Here is a 21,043-nt window from a genome sequence, read left to right as displayed (position 1 = left end):
GTATAATCGAAATTACGGGTGTTGTAAGCGCTAACTTATAAGACGTTTATAAATGGTTAACTTATTAGTTTTGTATATTAGTATTAAGGGAGGAATGAACATGCTAGAGTTAGATGCAATTACTACTTTAGCCTTGGCAAGTGTATTATACCTTGTAGGTATCTATATTATTAATCATGTTGGTATTTTAAAAAGATTATGTATACCTGCGCCAGTAATTGGTGGTTTACTCTTTGCTATTATTGTAGCAATTTTAGAAACAACAGGTTTATTAACTATAAAGTTAGATTCTGACTTTATTCAAGATTTCTTTATGCTTGCATTTTTCACAACGATTGGACTAGGAGCATCATTTAAACTTCTTCGTTTAGGTGGTAAAGTCTTAATATTATATTTTATTTTTTGTGGTGTCCTAGCATTCTTTCAAAACATCATTGGTGTATCACTGGCAAGATTATTAAATATACCGCCTTTATTAGGTTTAACAGCCGGTTCTATGTCAATGGAAGGCGGACACGGTAATGCAGCTGCCTATGGTAAAACAGTCCAGAGCCTAGGTATTGATTCTGCAGTAACAGCAGCCTTAGCTGCAGCGACCTTAGGTTTAGTTGCTGGTGGTTTAGTAGGCGGCCCAGTTGTAAAATTTTTAATTAATAAATATAACTTAAAACCTGAAAATGCTGAAGAAACGATGAAAGATTATAGCGATGTAACCGCTAATCAATATCTACATAAGCGTATGGCACCCACTACTATATTTCTAATGCAATTTGCAATTGTTGCCATTTGTATGGCTATCGGTTCATATTTAGGGACTCAATTTTCTGATTTAACAGGTATAAATATTCCTATATATGTTGGCGCAATGTTTATTGCAGTCATTATACGTAATATATCCGAATACAGTAATTTAAATATTATTGATATGAAGCTCATTAACAGTATTAGTGACGTCTCACTTAGCCTCTTTTTATCTATTGCATTAATGAGTATTCAACTAACTGAAATTTATCAATTGGCAATTCCGTTAATCATTATTGTATTAGTTCAAGTTGTATTTATTGTCTTATTCTCTGTACTAATTTTATTCCGAGGATTAGGTAAAGATTATGATGCAGCAGTTATGATTGGTGGGTTTATTGGACACGGACTTGGTGCAACGCCAAATGCTATGGCTAACTTAGATGTCATAACAAAGAAATATGGTGCGTCTCCAAAAGCCTATTTAGTTGTACCAATTGTAGGTGCATTTTTAATTGATTTACTAGGTGTGCCTATAGTTACAACTTTCATTAATATTTTCAGCTAACTTCATATGAATTCAATCAATCATTACGTGGCTTTAACACGAATGAAACTCGTATCACTAAATCATGCATTTAAAAACAAGGCCGAAACAGTTTGGATAAACTGCACCGGCCTTGTTTTAATTTTGTTCCCCATATATACTGTTTTATAGCATTGACTTGTTTATTTAATATCTAAACCTCTTTGTTCAATCCATGATTGTAATTTTGGACTAAATACCATTTGTGCATGTTGTAAATCTTTAATTGATTTTGCATCAAGCATCGTCATAATTTTTTTCATGTGCTCCGTAAATTGTTCTGTGTAATTTAGTGTTTCAGTGATGCCATAATTTTCAACATGATTTAAAAATGGACGTGACATTCCTACTGCACTAGCGCCAAGTGCAAGACATTTCACTGCATCTAAAGGGGTTCTGACACCACCACTTGCTAAAATATCCATATCTTGTTGATATGCGGTGCTTTCTAATAAAGACTCTACAGTCGTTTGCCCCCATAAGCCTAAGTAATCCATATCTTTATATGTACGTCTTTCATTTTCAATATCGACAAAATTAGTACCACCTCTACCACTTACATCTACGTACTTAATACCGATTTCGTTAAGACTTTTAATCGTTTCTTTACTCATACCAAAGCCAACTTCTTTAACTATAACTGGCACATCTACTCGTGCTACAATTTGTGCTAAATTTTCCATCCATGTAGAAAAAGTTCTATTACCTTCTGGCATAACTAATTCTTGTGGCGCATTAACATGAACTTGTAAAGCTTGAGCATCAAGTAATTTCACTGATTCTACGGCTTTATCTACAGGTACATCTGCTCCTACATTACTAAAAATAATACCTTCTGGATTTGTTTCACGTACGACACTAAAGGAAGAAGCCATCTTGCTGTTTCTCAATGCAGCATGCGTTGAACCGACAGCCATCGCAATTCCAGTCTCACGTGCGATAACAGCTAATTTTTCATTAATTTGTTTCGTCCATTCACTACCACCAGTCATCGCATTAATATACAATGGTTGATTTAACGTAAAGTCTTTTAAATTACTTGTTAAATCAACATCATCAACATCAATATTAGGAATAGAATGATGTACAAACCTTATTTCATCAAAATCTGAAATTGTTGCATCTTTCTGCGCCATTGCTATTTCTACGTGTTCATTTTTACGTTGTTCTCTTTTTATATCGCTCATTTTCCGCTCCTACTTTCAACACATTTTTATATTAAATTCATTATATCGAACTATCCTTATATTGCTATAACCATTAAAACCATTTTTCTTTTTTAAAGTAGACTATACAGCTAATACTTATCGCTAACATAATTGTTAAGACAATATAATAACCATAATGCCATTTCAGCTCAGGCATATTTGTAAAATTCATGCCGTATATACCTGTAATCAATGTCAAAGGTAGAAATACTACCGATACCAGAGTCAGTACTTGCATTATACTATTCATTTTGAAAGAGTTATATGACGAATAATTATCTTTAATTTCATCAGTCATCTCTTGAGACATTTTCAAAATATTTTGTTGTTTTATAATATGGTCCTCTATATGTTGAATATACATATGATTCTTCTTATCTACAAGTAATAGGCCGCTTTCTTTGATGTTATCAACTAATTCTTGAATTGGATAAACAATGCGCTTCATTTTTATAATATTAGATCTTATTTTAAATACTTCTTCCATAATATTTTTAACTGAAGCATCCTTTAGGTGATAATCCTCAAATTCGTATACTTTATCTTCAATTTCATAGATCAAATCAAAGTAACTATCCACCATTTTATCTATGATGTGCAATGCAACATCAGATGTTTGCAAAACATTTTTATTTTCTTTCATCAATACATCTGTAAAGTTATTTAAAATTGAAAAAGGCTGATGATGGTACGTAATAAGCACTTCATCTTTTATAAATAAATTCAACGCTTTGTCACCACTGTTATTCGTGTCAATACTATGCAATACGATATATTGATATGTATCATATGATTTATATTTTGCCCTAGGTGTTCCATTAACTGTATCATCGATTTCAAGTTTATTAAAGCTAAAATACGACCTAAAAATCTCATTTTCTGGTGCTGAAGGCTTGTGAAAATCGTACCAAACGAATGTTGCTGATTCAGGTACATCATCAAAGCACGAAGCTTCTGTTAATGCTTGTCCAGGAACTTGATATTTAACTGTAATTGTCATATTTCCCCTCCCTAAATCATTTACCTTATTTTACCATGAAACCGTTCAAGTGTAAGTTTATGTTATTTTTAGTAAACTAACATTGTAGACAAGAAAAACTTGTTACCATTTGATTATTAACTTTCGACTATCAAGGAGTGTTTTGATGCAAAATCCATTTACTATTAATCACTACGTAACACAAGATATGATTGACCACAATAATCATGTACATGATGCGCAATATAATATGATTTTCAGTGACGCTATTAACCAGTTTAATTACCAAAAGGGATTATCTTTAGAGGAAAGAGAAACATTAAGCTATACCTTATTTACTGTTGAAGAACAAACCGCTTATTTATCTGAATTAGTAGAAAATGATGAATATCAAATCACTATTTACTTATACGATTATAATGAGAAAAGCGTACACTTCTTCTCAATCATGACAAAAACAGATGGTACAACTGTTGCAACTAATGAAGCTTTGATGTTAGGTATCAATCGCAAAACTAATAAAACATCCCCTTTCCCTGAACAATATGCAAATGAAATTATTTCCTATTATAATAATCAACGGCGCATCGACTGGCCAAAGCAATTGGGTCACCGTATAGGAATTACTAGATAAGGAGTTGAGAAAAAAATGACAAAGAACATCCATACAAGTGTTGAATCACATTTATATGATTTATTTGACCAAACTAAATTTGAACTTAGCGAGCTTAATCAAAGTAAGAGCCTTGTTATCAATGGACCTGATAGTCAATTGATTAAACGTGGCTTAGATATTAGTTATTTACAAGGACAAAAAAGAGCTATTGATTACATTGATTTCATTTTGAAGTCTTATCCAGATAATCAGGCTTTTATTTCAAATTTTAATGAGTATGCAACAAGTGTTTTAAATGATTATGACACTTCCTCACAAAAATTTAAAATGCTCGCACAACCGACGGCTGATTACGAAGAGATATTGGCCTATCATTACACTTTAATGGGGCAAAAGTTTATCATCGATTCTATTAATACGAAAATTATAAATCAATAACTATATTCTGCCTTTTATTGAAATTCTACTGCCAATCAAGTTAACTTAATTGGCAGTTGTTTTATCCTTTATTAAGTTTGTTACTAATCAAAAAACAAGATTGGAAGTCCAGTCAACTTTGGTTTCCAATCCTGTCCGTTAAAGTTAATCACCTTTATATATTAAAATTTATGACTTTATTTACTCATTAATTGTTCCAACAATTTGTTTAATTACTTTATGAGATTCTCTTATTGGTAATAAAGGGAAAGCGTGAACCATACGTTTATACTCATAAAAGTGAATTTCTTGTTGTGCTGAAGCTAAAATTTCAGTAAATTTCAACATATCTGCTAGATAAATTTCATGAGTACCACCAAACATATAAATTGGTGGTAAATCAATCAAATTACCATTTATAGGAGAGAGTCTTGAATCATTTAATGGCAAGTTGTTCGACCAACGTTTCAATATTTTTTGAACACCGTCTTTATCTACGAGTACATCTTTTCGATCTAGTGCTTCAGTAATTTCTGTATTATCTAATTGTGCATCTAATAATGGAGAAAATAGATATAGTTTTCTAGGCATTGGTTGTCCTTGCTCTTGCAACTGTTGAACTAGACTAAGTGCTAAAGCGCCACCAGTGCCGTCACCCATAACGATAATGTCTTTACTATCAACCTCTTTTAACAATTCATTATATACTTTAAAAATAGCATCGAATGTATCATCAATATTATATTTCGGTGCTTTTGGATAGATAGGCATAACAACTTCATATAAAGTACTTAATGCCAGTTTATCCATGTATCTCCAGTGAAAAGCTGATGGTTGTAAAGTATTATAACCACCATGAATATATAAAATCTTTTTTTCTTTACTATGTCTAAATCTGAATCTAAATACTTGTAAGTCATCTAGTGTTTGCTTATCCAAATCAGATTTAACATTTAGTGTTTCTGGCTGTTTATGTTTTTTATCATTAATCTTTTCACGCTTTTCCATGAATGACTCAAAATCTTGATCTGTATTAAAAATAATAGATCTATGAGGTAATAAGTATTTATTTATAAATTTAGTTGTTAGTCTTGATTTCATTCCATAATCCATCCAATCTATATTTATTATGCTATCGTCCAATATTCTTTGTTTTACTTATTAAAAAAAATAAATGTTATGGTAAAATTAATATAATGATCAAAAATCATAGTTATAATATAATGTGGGTAATTTAAAAACTAACAATTTGATTATTATTATATTTAAAAGTCATGTTAGTAATACTTAAAATGTATCAGCTATTAAACATTATAACAAAACAAAAGTTACAAAATAAATAAATGCTAGCAATATGCAGTGAAAGGAGTACTTATGGCCGATAAACACAAACAATTCAAGGACTTTGAACACACCTTAACTAGTGAACCTATGCAACGTGGTTTACAATATGAAAAAAAGAAAAAATCGTGGGTTAGTATTATCATTCATATCATCGTTCTAATATTAATAGCGATTACAGGCTATAGTATGTTTAAAGAACCTATTTTCAATTTAGTTTTTGTTCAAGAAACTATTAATTTCCATCAACTCACTAATTTCCAAGATTCAATCAATGATTTTTCGAACCTTAACATTAATATCGAAAGCATTGATGATCTTCAAACAAGTATAGATCGATTAATATTAGTCTTTTATGTATTCTTTATGGCTTGTATCGTTAGTTTAGTTTTAACTATTTTTACACTCGTGTTTAATAGAACTGCATTAAAGATTGTAAATTTACTTGTTATTGCTATTATGTTGATTATTACTTTTGGTTTTTCATACCTTATTAAAAATATTGCTACACATATTGCTGATTCCATGAGTCAATACTACGTTTCAATCAAACCATCACAAATCTTAACTGAAGCAGATGCGCTTCATAATGCATTTATATTACTAGGTTGTAGCATTGCACTTATTTTAATTAGCCTATTTTTTAGAAATCGCAAAAATAATAAAAAAGTAATTGTTTAAATTATATTATTAAAGTAACCATACAATTCGAGTAATAACTAAATTGTATGGTTTTTATTATGCTTATACTAAATTTTGGATATGGGATAATGATAAGTAATAGTAGTTCAACAAACCACATAAGTTTATAAAATTAAAAAACGTCAATTTCTATATTACTCGAATAGAAATTGACGTTTATTTTTAACTAGAAGATATTATATTCTAGTTTATGAAATTCATGTCTTTTATACAATATATATTAGCTTATTTTAATACCAACTTACTTTTCATTTGAAATGTAGTGTGCTTTTCCTTTTAAGAATAGGCTTAAGATAAATGCAAGCGCGCTTAATGCTGTTGCAATTAAGAATGCGCTATTCACACCATTAATAGAAGCAAGTTTTTGTACAAATTCTAATATTTGTGAAGTAGCCATTTGCTCTCCACCCATTGCTTGTGCCATTTCTTGTAAACGGTCTTTTAAAAATGGATTTGTTTTATCTAAATCTTGTGCGTAACCAGCAGCGTATTGTGTACTTTGTGTTGACATTACTGTCACCAATAGTGCTGTACCAATTGAACCAGCCAATTGTCTTAAAGTATTTGATAAAGCATTACCATGTGAAATAAGTCTTTGAGGTAATGAATTCATACCTGCCGTCATAATAGGCATCATAATAAAACTCATACCAAACGAACGAATAATATAAATAAGCATTAAATGTCCATACGTCGTATTCATATTTAATTTTGTCAATTCCCATGTTGCGTAAGTCATGATACCCGTACCTACTAAAGCTAATGGTTTAATACCAATTGTATCTAACAATTTACCTGCAATAGGACCCATAACACCCATGATTAATGCACCTGGTAGCAATAATAAACCAGATTGAATCGGTGTAAATCCTCTTAAGTTTTGAAGATATAATGGTAGTAAAATCATACCTCCGAATAAGCTCATCGTTACAATCATATTGATTACTGTAGTCAAAGTAAATCCAGAGTATTTTAATACTTCCATACTTAACATCGGTACACGCATTGTGAGCTCTCTAATCACAAAGGCAATGATAAAGATGACTCCTACAATTAATGAAATCACTACTATAGGTGAACTCCATGTATTATTACCAGCTTCACTGAATCCATATAATAATGCACCAAAACCGATTGTACTGAAGATTATACCCGGTATATCCGCTTTTGGATTGGTTGTAACTTGATAAACTCTAAACCAAATATATGAAATTGCTAGTGAAACTAATCCAATAATGAACATGCCATAAAACATAACATTCCAGTGATAGTTCTCAACGATATAACCTGATAAAGTAGGACCAATAGCTGGCGCTAAAATCATCGCTATACCAAGTGTACCCATCGCAGCTCCACGTCTTTCTGGAGGGAAGATAGTCATAAATACATTCGTACCTAACGGCATCAGTATACCAGCACCAATCGCTTGTAATACACGTCCTGCCATCATTACTGTGAATGAACCTGACATACCACAGACAAGGGAACCAATTGTAAATAGCGTCATCGCTACTAAAAATAGTTTTCTATAAGAATATTTGTTAAATAAATAAGCACTAATCGGAATTAAAATACCATTTACTAACATAAACCCTGTCATTAACCACTGACCCGTGTTCGCTGAAATATTAAAATCTGTATTGATCTTAGGCAAGGCAACGTTTAATAACGTTTGGTTTAAGATTGCTATAAACATACCGAATATCATTGCTAATAGCACTTTACCTTGTGACGTTCCTTTACCAAACATAAAGGAACTATGTTTTTCCTTTAATTTTTCGTTTACTTTTGCTTCTTCAGAATTTGGATTGATATTTTGATGATCAGCATCTGTTGTCTCATCTGAGTTATCAATTGATTGATCTGTAACTTCACTACTTAAAGTATCGTCATCTTCCAAATTCTCTTCTGTTGTTGCTGTTTCTGACTCCATAGTTGATTCGTTAGAACCTTCTTTGTCACTTATATTAAATTTAGATTGATAATTTTCATCAGAAGCGTTATCTTCTTGCTTCATTTGTTCCATTTGTCTTTTTGATCGTTTTTTCTTACTCTTTGCCATAAAAAGATTAATCAATCCAACAAAAATGAGCGCTATGACTACGTAAATAATAATGAAGGTCATTGTCATTTATAGACCCCCCTTAATTTTTATGAATTTTAACTTCAGCGTTCATTCCTGGAACAACGTTTTTAGATGGTTTTGAATCAAGTGAGATTTTCACAGGTACTACTTGAGAAACTTTAGTATAGTTACCATCAGTATTTGATGAAGGCATCATTGAAAAGCTTGAAGCTGTAGCTTTACCAATTTCTTCAACTTTACCTTTAAGTTCAGCTTTTTCGCCGTCAAGTTTTACATTTACATCTTTACCTTCTTCAACATCTGAAATGTCTTTTTCATCAACATTTGCAGTAATATAAGAATCATCTAAATTATAAGCATAAGCAATTGGAGATCCTGCTTGCGCGATTGAACCTTCCATGCCATCAGTTTTTACAATTGTTCCGTCTTGTGGCATTTTAATATCCATATTTTGTGATTGGCCATCTTCACCTTTAGCTGCTATTTCAGCAACTTTGTCGCCTTTACTTAATTTTTCATTATTTTTAACATCAAATGATTTGATTTCGCCTGATGCTGGCGCAGACACTTTAATTTGTTCTCCGTCAACTTTGGCATTCTCTGTACTTACAAATCCTGTAGCTTGATTATAAAAGTGGAAACCGACTACACCAATAATCACAAGAACTACAATGGTAATGATGTTAATTAATACCATTTTTTTCATTACTCTTTCCTCCTATTTGCTTTTAAAATTCACTTTATATATTATAGATACATGTACAATAAAAAAACACCAACACTTCTATAAAATGTGTTGGGTTTGTATCTACCGTGTTTTTGAAGGAGTAAAAATGAGACAAAGAGCAAAAGATAAAATAATTAAAAGTATGATTTTACTATTAGAAGAATACCCTTTTGAAAACATCACGATAAAAATGTTATGTGCGTATAGTGGAATAAATCGAACAACATTTTACGATTATTTTGTAGATAAATATGATCTGTTATCTACAATACAGATGTATCACCTACAAAAATATTCAAAGTTATTAAATTCGTTATATGACAGTCAAAATAAAGAAGAGATAAATCATTATAAACTATATAAATTTTTCAAAAGTATCTTAACTTATATTGAACGACATTATGGGTTCTTCCATGCGATATTTGTTTCACACCCTAATCGCGATTTATTTTCCGATTATGTAACGCTTACTAAGGAAACATATACAAAAATTATTATAGACTATACAAATATAAAAAAGAAAAAGCAATTTGTTACTTACGCGTTGGGCGGACAAATTGGTATTGTATATTTATGGATACGTGAAGGCTGCCCTGAATCAGCTGACGAACTTGCTCAAATTCTCCTTGCAAATGTAATTAAACTAAGACGATAACAACATATTTGAATTGCTATCACCACGAATTTTCTTAAGCATAAAAAAGACGCTATCTTAAAATATAGCGTCTTTTGTTAATTTTAAAATGATTGAGGTTTAAAAACAAAATAATTTATTACCTGTAAGATAATTAGTAAGATACCAGCTATGATAATTATTGAAACGTAAGGTACGAAACTCAATTCTCCCATCATACCTACTAATGGGGATATTAAGCCCCCTAATAAGAATTGTACAAGCCCTAATAAACTTGATGCACTGCCATTTCCCCCAGTACGTTCTTCCATTGCAATAGAAAAGCCCAAGGTTGCTACTCCAGTAACTGGTGCAACGAGTACAATAAAACCAATAAATAAAATCCAAATTGGTAAATGTGTAATTAACGTAACTGATACAACTGCAATACCTATTAATTGAATCATTGTTAATATCCGTAATAATGATTGTTTATCTATATAATCAATCAATTTTCCTGTTAGTTGACTAGAGAAAATCAAGCTTATGCCAATCAATGCAAACATAATACTAAATTGTTGAGCAGACATATGATAAATATTTTGCGTGACAAAAGGCGATGCTGAAATATAACTAAATAGCAGTATAAACGTTACGCCTTGAATTAACATAGGTAATACAAATTTAGGTGTCATCAATAGTAATTTGAAATTTTTAAATATGCTTAAAATATGCGGGCTATCTCTGCGTTCCTCTGCTAAAGATTCCGGAACTTTTAGCAGAGTTCCCAATAGCATCAAAATTCCAAAAACTGTTAATATAACAAAGACCATTCGCCAAGTAGCAAATGATAGTATGACGCCACCAAGTGCTGGCGCAATAACTGGAGCCACTCCATTAACTAACATAAGCAATGCTAAAAACTTCGTTAATTGTTTACCGCTATATAAATCGCTGGAAATAGCTCTTGAAACAACAGCACCAGCCCCACCACAAAAGCCTTGAACAAATCTTAAAGCAATCATTATCCAAATATTTTCTACAAAAATAATCCCAATGCTCGCTAAAGTAAATAGTAACATTGCGACTATAAGCGGTGTTTTACGACCTATAGCATCAGATATCGGCCCAACAAATAAGTTACCTAGTGCTAGCCCAATCATAAAGAGTGATAAAGTTAATTGTGAATTTGAGGTTGTAGTATTAAAATCAGATTGAATCTGTGGCAAACCAGGTAGGAACATATCAATAGATAATGCACCAATTGCAGTAAGTGCCCCGAGTATAACTACGAACAATAAAGGCTGCTTACTTTGTTCTTGATAATTAGACATATTTATTCTCCTCACAATGATGTGTGATTTCGTTGATGAAAAGGTTTATATTTTATTAATTTCTTAAAATTATAAACATTCTTTTACAAGTTATTTTTAAAGTTCATTGCTACTATTATAGCTTTAATAATGAGATATTTAAATAGTTACTTATAACTCATATAAGCTGAATGTTCTTTCTAAATAATGTAGATTTATAAGTGACGTGTTTTGATCCTCATGAGCTATTGCTCATGTGTAAGAACCGCTTCAATTTCAAAAGCGGAACACCTGAGTAAAACTCATGTGTAAGAACCACTAACTCAATAAATTGAGAAGTGGTTCTTTAGAGAAGTGGTTCTTTAGAGAAGTGGTTTTTAAAAAAGGTCTAAGACAACAACTGATGTCCTAGACCTCTACTCAACATATTTAACACTAATCAAAGCATAAACTGTTTAAATCACTCAGAATATTTAACTATTTTTAAATTACCTGCATCATCATCGCCCTCTAATTGATAATCAACCGAGCCATATTGACCATTTTCTTTCAATGTATTGGCAGTTACATAATAAGTTTTACCTTGTTTTACGATTTCAGTAATTTGAGGTTGTTGTAAATATAATAAATTGTTTCCTTTTACCCCACCTTTAGTTGCTTTATAATTATCAGTATCTTTCTTCAAATAATTAGAAACTAATGAAAAGTTGCTTTGACTATGTGCACTATTCATTGCAGCTGTGTAATTACCGAAAAAATTAGCCACCTTATTTCTGAAACTATTTTCTTCTTTTTCTTTCTTTTCTACATATTCCTTGATTTTATCACTATCAAAGTTCATAGTAACTTTCGTTTTATCTTTAAGATTATCTGTTTTCACAGTTGTTTCTGCTGATTTAAACATTTTCTTCTTGGCTTCCCCTTCAGCAGATATTGTTAAATCTTTTGTTTTAGGGTATGGTCCAATTTCTTTTGCTTTAGCATAATCATAAGTTTTATCATTAATTTTCACTTTAACCGAGTCTTTATCTATCTCTGATGCACCGCTTAACTCCACTTGAATGTATGCCTCATCAAAATCTTCATGTACATCTACGGTTTCGTTATTACTGTTATTAAAATCAAATCTGAGATGACCATCAAACTGTCCATTCTCCATCTCTTTTTTAGTTTCTAAAGCATAATCACCTGGGATAAATTTACCTAATGAGGTTGCTTTGTTTTTCTCTGCTACAACAGTTTTTTGTTTATCACCAGATTTAAATTTGTAAGTAGTCTCATATTTAGGTTTTATAATCGCTTCTTTTGTCGGTGCGGTAAAGTTCATATTATCAAATATTAAATAGCGTCTGCCATTTTTACTAACACGTAATACATTCTCACCATTTTTAGCTGTTACAGAATCAGCTTCTTTCGTATCACTCTTGTTTAACTTCTCTATTTTTTGGTTTACATCTTTTACAAAGTTATCCATACCTACTTCTTCTTTGATATATCTTATATAAGCTTCTGCTTCGTTTTCATCTACACTATTATTTTGTGTACTTAAAATAGTAGAAAGTTTTTGAGTATCATTATTATCAATTGCATTGATTAAGATTTCTGACTGTGCCTCAGGTGAATTGAAATTTTTTAATAAGATAAAAATTATGATAAGTAAAATTACGATAAAAAATGCAATTCCCAAGGGTATAATTTTACGCGCTTTAATATTTGTTATTTTTTTAGTTTCTTTGGATGAACGCGTCATTTTTGCTGAATCATCTTGACGTAGTAACCGTCCACAATGGCCACATTTTCGTTGTCCATCTCTTGTATTTCCCCCACACTTAGGACATTTTTGCATTTTCTCACCAACTTTATACCTGAATTTTTGCACTATCCCGTTATTTTAACATATTATAAGTTGAAACTATATGTATGTTCTTCATGGTTCTTTATAGTATGAAGGATAGTTTTAAACAACACAAAACGCTATTGCATCATTTATATTATATTTAATCTAAATCTAAATTGATATACATATTTAGTCTAGTATTACTTTGATCTTGTAACAAACTGTTCAATAACTTTAACTAAATAAAAGGTACCCATTTTCGAATCGAATATATTCTTATGTCATAAGCTATACTCTAATATTTTATGAATGATTTTTAATATTGAAGTTTTTTAATCTTTGTCCAATGATTTCTAGAACATAACGCGCTTGTTCTATTTCATCATCAGACAAATCATGTAACATGTCACTGACAATATCATTTATAATCGATTTACTTTCACGATTAAATTGTTTCCCCTTCTCACTCAATGTTATGTATTTTAATCTTTGATCTGTGCTTTCTTCTGTTTTAACCCATTCCACTACTTCAGCTTGAATTAATTTCTTGATTCTTCTACTAACTGCTGCTTTATTAACCCCTTGTCTTTCAGTTATCTCAGTTAAAGTCATTGTTTTTTCATTCTCAAGCATTAAAATAACGTTAGCTTGCTCTTTAGATATATTATATTCTTCTCTTAACTCTTTCAATAACTTAGCTAATAATGTGTTGACATCATCAATGAATTCTCCCATGAATACAATGTGGTTGCCTAAATTTTTCACCATCAGTTACACCCCTATATCTTCTAAGTATAAAACATTTCATTTATATTTTTATATTATGTTAATAATATCAATATTTACAGCTGTATAAAAGTAAAATTTGATAAGTTTATTTCACTTAAAACAATAGCTATATTTCAGCAAACTTAAGCATTGTTAGAGTTGCTTATTTTAGAATATTAAACTACATTTAATATACTAAACAATCTGGAGTGAAGCATTAACATGTTGTCATTGTTTTTATGTATTTTAATATTAATCGCATTCATAAGTATGTTCTTAAATTTTAACTTTTCTACAAATCTCATCAGTTATATTTCCCAGGTAATAGTTGGATATGCTGTAATCATTTTACATATCGGTCAACATACTTTACCGATAGATTTAACAGTCACTATGTTGATAGGCGTTATACTATTACACGTGAAACACAAGCACTTATTACACCATCAAAAGAGTACATTATTTTTAAAACGACTATACTTTGTTGTTTTTAGAATCGTCGTCTTTATGCTTGCCTGCTATTATATTAGTTTTATCCCTATTGCCCTTAATGTGATTTTCTTATGGATTGCAGCAATTGCTTTTAGTTCTATATTCACCTTTATTTGTTATGTGCTATGTTCGTCTGCTTTTTTAAATAAAAAAGCGCCTCGCGAATTTGATACTATTCTTGTTTTAGGGGCTGGTATTTTCACGGAACAAGTCACACCAATGTTAGCATGCCGACTTGATAAGGCTTTGCGTTTGTTTGAAATAAATCCAAATGCAACATTTATTGTGAGTGGTGGTCAAGGGCCTGACGAACCTATTTCAGAAGCACGCGCGATGCAACACTATTTAATTCATAACGGCGTTGCTCCTCATAACATTATATTAGAAGATCAATCGACAAGCACTTTAGAAAATATTATGTACACTACGCAACTTATTCAAGATGCTTTTTCTTATAAGCCTAAAATTGTCTGTGTAACTAGTCAATTTCATATAATGCGTGCATTACGTTTTGGAGAAAAATTTAAGTTAAAGTTATCTGGCGTTGGTAGTCATACACCTTATCATTTTTTTGAAATCGCATTAATACGAGATTTTTTAGCATTAATGTATCAATATAAAATGATGTTAACTATTTATTTTGCTACTCTCTTTTTTATATGTATTATTGCATTTTGGCATATTCCTCATCTGTAACCTAATTGCATTACTTAATTTGTAAATATAAAAGTATAAAATAAAGCCAAGGGCATAAATCAACGCCCTTGGCTCTTATAGTTTCTATTAGTTATTTACAATAACGCCATCATCGAGTTCTATAACTCTATCTGCGTATTCAAATAATCTTTTATCATGAGTAATCATAATACCAATCATTTTTTTACTTTGGATTTGATTTTTAATCATCTCTATAACTTCAGTTGCTCTTTCTGCATCTAAACTTGCAGTTGGTTCGTCTGCTAAAATTATTTTAGGATTATTCATTAAAGCTCTCATAATTGCTACACGCTGTTTTTCACCGCCTGACAACATATGAGGAAATACACTTAATCTATGTGACAAACCGATTTGGTTTAGCAACATTTCAGCTCTTTGGTCTGCATCTTTTTTAGACATACCCGCTTCTCTACCGATTGTTGTTAATTGCGCTTTTACCTTTAAATAAGGTACTAAATGAGATGATTGAAAGATAAACCCAATTTCATTCAACCTTAATTCTGATGCTTTCTTGTTACTATCATATAAAGGTGCATCATTATATAAGATCTCACCACTATTTTGTGATAATAAACCACCTAAAATAGTTAATAATGTCGTTTTACCTGAACCTGAAGCACCGTTGAGTATAACGAACTCACCATCGTTCACTTCAAAGTTAATACCTTTTAATACAGTAGTTTCTGATTGACCTTTACCGAATGATTTTTTAATATCTTTAACTTGTAAACTCATTATTCTCCACCTCCAATTGCTTCAATAGGATCAACTTTAAATAATTTAATTAGTGATAAGGCAGCACCAATAATAGCTACCACGATAAATACTCCGACCACGAGCAGTAAATTAGATGGTGTTACGTGGAATGGCATAGATACTGGCATAACTAGTGATAAACCACTAATAATACCTACAGAAATCAATACACCTATCATAGTTGTAATTAATATTTGGATTATAAGTGCGCTAATTAGATGTCTTGTCTTAATACCAATTGCTTTTAAAATACCGATTTCTGGAATTTTTTGGATTGTCATTACATAGAAAAATGCACTTAATACAATTGCTGAAATTACAAATAAACTTATAATCATCATATTTAATGGTGCTTGCTCTGCTTGATAACTGGCAATTTCACTTGTAATATCATCCTCACTAAATACTTTCACCCCTGAAATGTCTTTAATTTTATCTTGCTGTGCTTGAGATAACTCTTTTACAGGGTAAACAGTACTACTCTCTTTATTCAAGTTATCAAAGCCGTCATTACTCATCATTACTGCTGAACTATGAGAGTACATTGTATCGTCTAGAATACCTGATACTTTAAGTTTTTTTCCATCTTTCACTTTTATAGTATCACCAATATTAATACCATCAGCTGTAAGCTTAGTATTGATGGCTACTTCATTGTCTTTTGTTGGATAGTTACCATCTTTCAATTCTGGCTTTTCATTTTTCACTGTATTCGTCGTGATAACGTCTTCTTCGTCTTTATTTATTTTTAACGTTTGCGATGCTAACTTTAATGGTTCTTGGTCCGTAATATCTTCAATTTTCTTTTGCTGTTCAGGGCTAATAATAGACTTTGTAATATCTGGTTGTTTATTATCCTGTAAAACGTATTTTTCAGTTTTCATGTTATCTAACATTGATATGTTTTCTCTGGCTAAACCTTGTGCTAACCCACTAATAAATAACACCATAATGCCAAGCAATAATATAATTAACATGATTAAAATATAACGAAATTTATAATATTTAATCTCTTGCCATGCTAACTTCATCAATTCCCACTCCTTCTCTAAAACTTATATTTAGAGTCTAATATCATTATGTGAACTCAATATGAACAATTGTTAATTTTTTACTATTTGTGAAGTTATTTGGTTATGTTTATAATGGCAATAATACTGAATAAGGAGATTTTGGGCATGACAACTTGTTTAATTGTTGATGACGACAAAAAAATACTAGAGTACGTTTCTAATTACACACAGCGTGAAGGTTTAAATACAATTACGCAATCTAGCGCTGAAGATGCCTTAACTTACCTTGAAACAAATCAAGTGGATATTGTAATTATTGATGTCATGATGGGAGGCATGAGTGGTTTTGAACTTTGCAAAATATTAAAAGATGATTATGAACTTCCTGTCATTATGCTAACTGCTCGTGATGCATTAAGTGATAAAGAGCAAGCCTATTTAACTGGTACTGATGATTATGTGACGAAACCCTTCGAAGTTAAAGAGTTAATGTTTAGGATCAAAGCAGTACTTAAACGTTATAATATTAATGCATATAATGAAATCACTATCGGTAATATTACTTTAAATCAAGCATATTTAGAACTTCAATCTGATACAAAATCAATGAATTTACCTAATAAAGAATTTCAATTACTTTTTTTACTCGCATCTCACCCTAGGCAGGTATTTAATCGTGATGTATTAATAGAAAAAATATGGGGATTTGATTATGAAGGCGACGAACGTACAGTCGATGTCCATATCAAACGCCTAAGGAAACGCCTTGAAAAATTAAATGCTAACGTGACGATTTTTACAGTACGCGGATTAGGTTATAAGGTGGATGACCATGTTTAAATCACTATATTCAAGAATTGCGATATACACAATTGCCGTCATGTTATTTAGTGCTATTGTAAGTTTTTTATGCACAAATATCATTTATCATAACCATTTAAAAGCAAATAACGATGCAAAAATCATGCGTACTTTAGAAGATGCTATCAGTTATCAAAAACAAACAAATATTAAATCTTTAGATCCTTTTTTCAACCATTTAGGTGAAATGAATTACCAAGTAATGACAGTTTCTGAAAATGGTCAACGTTCTTTTTATGGTGCTAAATTTAGAAAAGATAACGTAGATAACAATGTCATCCAAACCGTATTAAAGGGCAAAGACTACCATGGTATTCGAAACCTACCATATAATCCAATTGTTACTGGTTTCTTTGAAAATACTACGCAAAATACTGTAGGTATGTCCTTTGAAGATAAAGGCAAAAAGTACGCAGTATTCATGAGACCTGATATCGGGAAAACATTTAGTGAATTCAGAGTATTTTTAGTTATATTAATCTCATTATTACTTTTGTTTTCTATTATATTAGTCATTTTATCAACCTATACTATTATCAAACCTATTCAACAATTAAAACATGCAACTGAAAGACTTATGAAAGGTAATTTCGATACGCCAATTCATGTTACCAGAAAAGATGAGTTTGGGACATTGCAATTTCGCTTCGATCGTATGCGTCTTTCACTTAAACAATTAGACGATATGCGACAACATTTTGTTCAAAACGTATCACATGAAATTAAAACACCATTAACACATATTCACCATTTATTGGACCAGTTAAAATTTGCTGAAAATGCTGAAGCACGCACACAATATATTGATGATATATACCAAATTACAAGTCAACTAAGTGATTTAACTAAAGCATTGTTATTATTATCAGAAATTGATAACGGAGAACATTTAGTCTTTGAAGACCATATTGAATTAAACCAATTGCTCAAACAAATCATTCGTCACGAACAATTTTCTGCTAATGAAAAAGATTTAATTATCATGTCTGACTTAGCTGAAATTACTATTGTTGGTAATGAGCGCCTTTTACATCAAGCTTTCCAAAACATAATTACCAATGCCATAAAATATTCGCAACAAGGCGGTATCATCGATATCACGCTTAATCAAGATTTCGAGACAATCACTTGTAAAATCACAGATGACGGAGAAGGTATGTCTAAAGAAACACAAGCACGTTTATTCGAACGTTTTTATAAAGCAAGTAGTCATGATAATAGTAATGGCTTAGGTCTAGCTATAGCAAAAACAATATTTGAACTACATGACGGCACTATCTCAGTCCAAAGTAAAAAGAATGAAGGCACTACCTTTATAATTCAGATTAAAAAAGTGAGTCTTGTTCATTGAGACTAAGATAAATATTTCTAGTGACAGTACAAAATGCTGGGAGTTGCACATATATTTACGTGCTCTCTCAGCATTTTCTTTATAATTAAAAAACAATATAAAAAGACAAACTGCACGCTATAAGAGCGATTAGTTTGTCTCTATTAATATAAACAATAGACTTAGATATATAATCAAGCTTTAGTGTATTAAGTGATTAATTAATTTTTAAATTTTCCGTTATTTCTTTATTTAATTGAGTATATAACGCTTCATTTTCTGATAGTTTCATGCCATACGAAGGTATGATTTCTTTGACTTTATCTTCCCAAGTAACGAATTCGTCTTTGTAACAACGCTTGAGCAAATCAAGCATAATGTCGACTGCCGTAGACGCCCCTGGAGAAGCACCTAAAAGTGCAGATAATGAACCATCTTCTGACGTAATAACTTCCGTACCAAATTGTAATGTTCCTTTACCTTGATCCGTATCCTTGATTACTTGCACACGTTGACCAGCAACGACAATTTCCCAATCTTCACTTTTAGCATTAGGTACAAATTGACGTAAATCTTCCATACGTTCTTCATTTGATAACGTTAATTGCGAGATAAGATATTTCGTTAAATTCATCTCTTTAATTCCTGCAGATAACATCGTAATAAGGTTGTTTGGCTTAACAGACTTGATTAAATCCATATTAGAACCCGTTTTTAAGAATTTTGGTGAAAAACCTGCAAATGGACCAAATAAAATAGTTCGTTTGCCATCTATATAGCGTGTATCTAAATGTGGTACTGACATTGGTGGAGCACCTACTGGAGCTTTACCATAAACTTTAGCTAAATGCTTTTGGGCAATAGCTTCATCTTTACATACTAAGAACAATCCACTTACTGGGAAACCACCAATATGTTTAGACTCTTTAATTCCTGTTTTTTGCAACAACTGTAAACTAGCACCACCAGCGCCAATAAATACAAAGTCACTTTCAACAATCGTCTCATCGTTCGTTTGCAAGTCTTTAACTTTCACTTCCCACACGCCATCTTTACGTTGCTGAATATCTCTTACTTCATGTTCATAATTCAACTCTACTTGCTTATCTTCTAAATTTTCGAATAACTTTCTAGTTAATCCACTGAAGTTAACGTCTGTTCCTGTTTTATCATAACTAATCGCCATTGGTATATTGGACGTACGGCCCTCCATAATAAGTGGTGTCCATTCAGCGATTTTATCTTTATCATCTGTGATTTCCATATTACTAAATAAAATGTTTTTGTTTAGTCTGTCTACACGTCTTTTCAAGAAATCAACATTTTTAACACCTTGAACAAAGCTCATATGTGGTACTGGTTTGATAAATTTCTCTGGATTTTCAAGTTGTCCTTTTTTAATCAGATAACTCCAAAATTGTTTTGAAACTTGGAATTGTTCATTAATTTTAACTGCTTTATTGATATCTATTGTTCCATCTTTATTTTCACTAGTATAGTTTAATTCACATAACGCAGAATGACCTGTACCTGCATTATTCCATGCATTGGAACTTTCTTCCGCAGGTGTAGCTAACCTTTCAAACATCTTAATTTCTTTCTCAGGTGCGAGTTCTTTTAATAATGTTCCTAACGTTGCGCTCATGATACCGCCACCAATTAAGATGACATCTGTTTTGCTATGTTGTGTGCTCATAACAAATACAGTCCCCCTTTTATATGTGTTAAATAGAAACGTTGTCTTTAATGTTATTAATCACATCAATAAAAATAAAGCGTTTTCTATAGATTAAAATAATAAAGCACGTATTATCGCTATGTAATTAAGCAACAACACAATATATTTCCATACCTCTCTAATTATATACATAATCAGCTCATGAAAAAAGGGCTTTCAGAAATTCTACACAAATTTTGTTAATATGTGTTAACTAGCTCAC

19 protein-coding genes are annotated in these 21,043 nt (G+C 31.2%); 8 read left to right on the top strand and 11 right to left on the bottom strand.

Annotated elements, in window-relative coordinates; genetic code table 11:
• Positions 1–100: 100 nt before the first annotated feature.
• Positions 101–1,309: a sodium/glutamate symporter gene (gene gltS, locus BTM19_RS08855; RefSeq protein ID WP_058625524.1), complete on the top strand. Its 1,209-nt coding sequence runs from the start codon at positions 101–103 to the stop codon at positions 1,307–1,309.
• 161 nt (positions 1,310–1,470) lie between these two features.
• Here the strand turns inward: gltS and fni are convergent, their stop codons facing one another.
• Together fni and corA are read right to left on the bottom strand one after the other, a co-directional pair.
• Positions 1,471–2,514, bottom strand: a complete 1,044-nt coding sequence (fni, locus tag BTM19_RS08850) for a type 2 isopentenyl-diphosphate Delta-isomerase (protein WP_029378419.1) — start codon at positions 2,512–2,514, stop codon at positions 1,471–1,473.
• 73 nt (positions 2,515–2,587) lie between these two features.
• A complete protein-coding gene (corA, locus tag BTM19_RS08845; protein ID WP_038679038.1) occupies positions 2,588–3,535 on the bottom strand; it encodes a magnesium/cobalt transporter CorA in 948 nt (315 codons plus the stop codon).
• 145 nt (positions 3,536–3,680) lie between these two features.
• Here corA and BTM19_RS08840 point away from each other — a divergent pair, with 145 nt between their 5' ends.
• Together BTM19_RS08840 and BTM19_RS08835 are read left to right on the top strand one after the other, a co-directional pair.
• Entirely contained in the window at positions 3,681–4,148 is a 468-nt protein-coding gene (locus BTM19_RS08840; protein WP_029378417.1) for a thioesterase family protein, read from the top strand.
• Between the two features lie 15 nt (positions 4,149–4,163).
• Complete coding sequence (locus BTM19_RS08835; RefSeq protein ID WP_058625525.1) at positions 4,164–4,568, top strand: hypothetical protein; 405 nt, start codon at positions 4,164–4,166, stop codon at positions 4,566–4,568.
• A gap of 180 nt (positions 4,569–4,748) precedes the next feature.
• On the opposite strand, the gene BTM19_RS08830 is transcribed toward BTM19_RS08835, so the two are convergent.
• Complete coding sequence (locus BTM19_RS08830; protein ID WP_029378415.1) at positions 4,749–5,648, bottom strand: alpha/beta hydrolase fold domain-containing protein; 900 nt, start codon at positions 5,646–5,648, stop codon at positions 4,749–4,751.
• Positions 5,649–5,921: 273 nt separating this feature from the next.
• Between BTM19_RS08830 and BTM19_RS08825 the strand changes: the two genes are divergently transcribed.
• On the top strand, positions 5,922–6,569 hold the full coding sequence (locus tag BTM19_RS08825) for a hypothetical protein (RefSeq protein ID WP_029378414.1): 648 nt from the start codon (positions 5,922–5,924) through the stop codon (positions 6,567–6,569).
• 262 nt (positions 6,570–6,831) lie between these two features.
• Here the strand turns inward: BTM19_RS08825 and BTM19_RS08820 are convergent, their stop codons facing one another.
• A complete protein-coding gene (locus BTM19_RS08820) occupies positions 6,832–8,721 on the bottom strand; it encodes a DHA2 family efflux MFS transporter permease subunit (RefSeq protein WP_029378413.1) in 1,890 nt (629 codons plus the stop codon).
• A 13-nt stretch (positions 8,722–8,734) separates the two neighbouring features.
• Positions 8,735–9,382: an HlyD family secretion protein gene (locus BTM19_RS08815; RefSeq protein WP_017723219.1), complete on the bottom strand. Its 648-nt coding sequence runs from the start codon at positions 9,380–9,382 to the stop codon at positions 8,735–8,737.
• A 127-nt stretch (positions 9,383–9,509) separates the two neighbouring features.
• Here BTM19_RS08815 and BTM19_RS08810 point away from each other — a divergent pair, with 127 nt between their 5' ends.
• Positions 9,510–10,058 carry a TetR/AcrR family transcriptional regulator gene (locus BTM19_RS08810; protein WP_029378412.1) on the top strand — a complete coding sequence of 183 codons (549 nt, stop codon included), beginning with the start codon at positions 9,510–9,512 and terminating at the stop codon, positions 10,056–10,058.
• An 83-nt stretch (positions 10,059–10,141) separates the two neighbouring features.
• Here BTM19_RS08810 and BTM19_RS08805 read toward each other — a convergent pair whose 3' ends face one another.
• From BTM19_RS08805 to BTM19_RS08795, 3 genes are all read right to left on the bottom strand, one after another.
• Positions 10,142–11,350 (bottom strand): multidrug effflux MFS transporter, encoded by a 1,209-nt coding sequence (locus BTM19_RS08805; protein WP_029378411.1) that lies wholly within the window; start codon positions 11,348–11,350, stop codon positions 10,142–10,144.
• A gap of 439 nt (positions 11,351–11,789) precedes the next feature.
• A complete protein-coding gene (locus BTM19_RS08800; protein ID WP_029378410.1) occupies positions 11,790–13,175 on the bottom strand; it encodes a TcaA NTF2-like domain-containing protein in 1,386 nt (461 codons plus the stop codon).
• 294 nt (positions 13,176–13,469) lie between these two features.
• Entirely contained in the window at positions 13,470–13,934 is a 465-nt protein-coding gene (locus BTM19_RS08795) for a MarR family winged helix-turn-helix transcriptional regulator (RefSeq protein WP_029378409.1), read from the bottom strand.
• Positions 13,935–14,156: 222 nt separating this feature from the next.
• Here BTM19_RS08795 and BTM19_RS08790 point away from each other — a divergent pair, with 222 nt between their 5' ends.
• Positions 14,157–15,122 carry a YdcF family protein gene (locus BTM19_RS08790; RefSeq protein ID WP_029378408.1) on the top strand — a complete coding sequence of 322 codons (966 nt, stop codon included), beginning with the start codon at positions 14,157–14,159 and terminating at the stop codon, positions 15,120–15,122.
• Positions 15,123–15,209: 87 nt separating this feature from the next.
• Here the strand turns inward: BTM19_RS08790 and BTM19_RS08785 are convergent, their stop codons facing one another.
• Positions 15,210–15,878 carry an ABC transporter ATP-binding protein gene (locus BTM19_RS08785; RefSeq protein ID WP_029378407.1) on the bottom strand — a complete coding sequence of 223 codons (669 nt, stop codon included), beginning with the start codon at positions 15,876–15,878 and terminating at the stop codon, positions 15,210–15,212.
• Positions 15,878–16,930: an ABC transporter permease gene (locus BTM19_RS08780; protein WP_038679041.1), complete on the bottom strand. Its 1,053-nt coding sequence runs from the start codon at positions 16,928–16,930 to the stop codon at positions 15,878–15,880. Before BTM19_RS08780 ends, BTM19_RS08785 begins: the two co-directional genes overlap by 1 nt.
• Positions 16,931–17,077: 147 nt before the next feature.
• Between BTM19_RS08780 and BTM19_RS08775 the strand changes: the two genes are divergently transcribed.
• Positions 17,078–17,752 (top strand): response regulator transcription factor, encoded by a 675-nt coding sequence (locus BTM19_RS08775; RefSeq protein WP_029378405.1) that lies wholly within the window; start codon positions 17,078–17,080, stop codon positions 17,750–17,752.
• Positions 17,745–19,124 carry a sensor histidine kinase gene (locus tag BTM19_RS08770; protein WP_029378404.1) on the top strand — a complete coding sequence of 460 codons (1,380 nt, stop codon included), beginning with the start codon at positions 17,745–17,747 and terminating at the stop codon, positions 19,122–19,124. Before BTM19_RS08775 ends, BTM19_RS08770 begins: the two co-directional genes overlap by 8 nt.
• Before the next feature lie 196 nt (positions 19,125–19,320).
• On the opposite strand, the gene mqo is transcribed toward BTM19_RS08770, so the two are convergent.
• On the bottom strand, positions 19,321–20,799 hold the full coding sequence (gene mqo, locus BTM19_RS08765; protein WP_029378403.1) for a malate dehydrogenase (quinone): 1,479 nt from the start codon (positions 20,797–20,799) through the stop codon (positions 19,321–19,323).
• Between the last annotated feature and the right edge of the window lie 244 nt (positions 20,800–21,043).

This window comes from Staphylococcus xylosus (assembly GCF_002732165.1).
Lineage (GTDB): Bacteria > Bacillota > Bacilli > Staphylococcales > Staphylococcaceae > Staphylococcus > Staphylococcus xylosus.
This window is presented reverse-complemented; position numbering and strand designations above follow the sequence as displayed.

Bases quoted from the DNA above. Each gene is read 5' to 3' on its own strand.
- gltS (WP_058625524.1), top strand. From the start codon at position 101: ATGCTAGAGTTAGATGCAATTACTACTTTAGCCTTGGCAAGTGTATTA.
- fni (WP_029378419.1), bottom strand. From the start codon at position 2,514: ATGAGCGATATAAAAAGAGAACAACGTAAAAATGAACACGTAGAAATA.
- corA (WP_038679038.1), bottom strand. From the start codon at position 3,535: ATGACAATTACAGTTAAATATCAAGTTCCTGGACAAGCATTAACAGAA.
- BTM19_RS08840 (WP_029378417.1), top strand. From the start codon at position 3,681: ATGCAAAATCCATTTACTATTAATCACTACGTAACACAAGATATGATT.
- BTM19_RS08835 (WP_058625525.1), top strand. From the start codon at position 4,164: ATGACAAAGAACATCCATACAAGTGTTGAATCACATTTATATGATTTA.
- BTM19_RS08830 (WP_029378415.1), bottom strand. From the start codon at position 5,648: ATGAAATCAAGACTAACAACTAAATTTATAAATAAATACTTATTACCT.
- BTM19_RS08825 (WP_029378414.1), top strand. From the start codon at position 5,922: ATGGCCGATAAACACAAACAATTCAAGGACTTTGAACACACCTTAACT.
- BTM19_RS08820 (WP_029378413.1), bottom strand. From the start codon at position 8,721: ATGACAATGACCTTCATTATTATTTACGTAGTCATAGCGCTCATTTTT.
- BTM19_RS08815 (WP_017723219.1), bottom strand. From the start codon at position 9,382: ATGAAAAAAATGGTATTAATTAACATCATTACCATTGTAGTTCTTGTG.
- BTM19_RS08810 (WP_029378412.1), top strand. From the start codon at position 9,510: ATGAGACAAAGAGCAAAAGATAAAATAATTAAAAGTATGATTTTACTA.
- BTM19_RS08805 (WP_029378411.1), bottom strand. From the start codon at position 11,350: ATGTCTAATTATCAAGAACAAAGTAAGCAGCCTTTATTGTTCGTAGTT.
- BTM19_RS08800 (WP_029378410.1), bottom strand. From the start codon at position 13,175: ATGCAAAAATGTCCTAAGTGTGGGGGAAATACAAGAGATGGACAACGA.
- BTM19_RS08795 (WP_029378409.1), bottom strand. From the start codon at position 13,934: ATGGTGAAAAATTTAGGCAACCACATTGTATTCATGGGAGAATTCATT.
- BTM19_RS08790 (WP_029378408.1), top strand. From the start codon at position 14,157: ATGTTGTCATTGTTTTTATGTATTTTAATATTAATCGCATTCATAAGT.
- BTM19_RS08785 (WP_029378407.1), bottom strand. From the start codon at position 15,878: ATGAGTTTACAAGTTAAAGATATTAAAAAATCATTCGGTAAAGGTCAA.
- BTM19_RS08780 (WP_038679041.1), bottom strand. From the start codon at position 16,930: ATGAAGTTAGCATGGCAAGAGATTAAATATTATAAATTTCGTTATATT.
- BTM19_RS08775 (WP_029378405.1), top strand. From the start codon at position 17,078: ATGACAACTTGTTTAATTGTTGATGACGACAAAAAAATACTAGAGTAC.
- BTM19_RS08770 (WP_029378404.1), top strand. From the start codon at position 17,745: ATGTTTAAATCACTATATTCAAGAATTGCGATATACACAATTGCCGTC.
- mqo (WP_029378403.1), bottom strand. From the start codon at position 20,799: ATGAGCACACAACATAGCAAAACAGATGTCATCTTAATTGGTGGCGGT.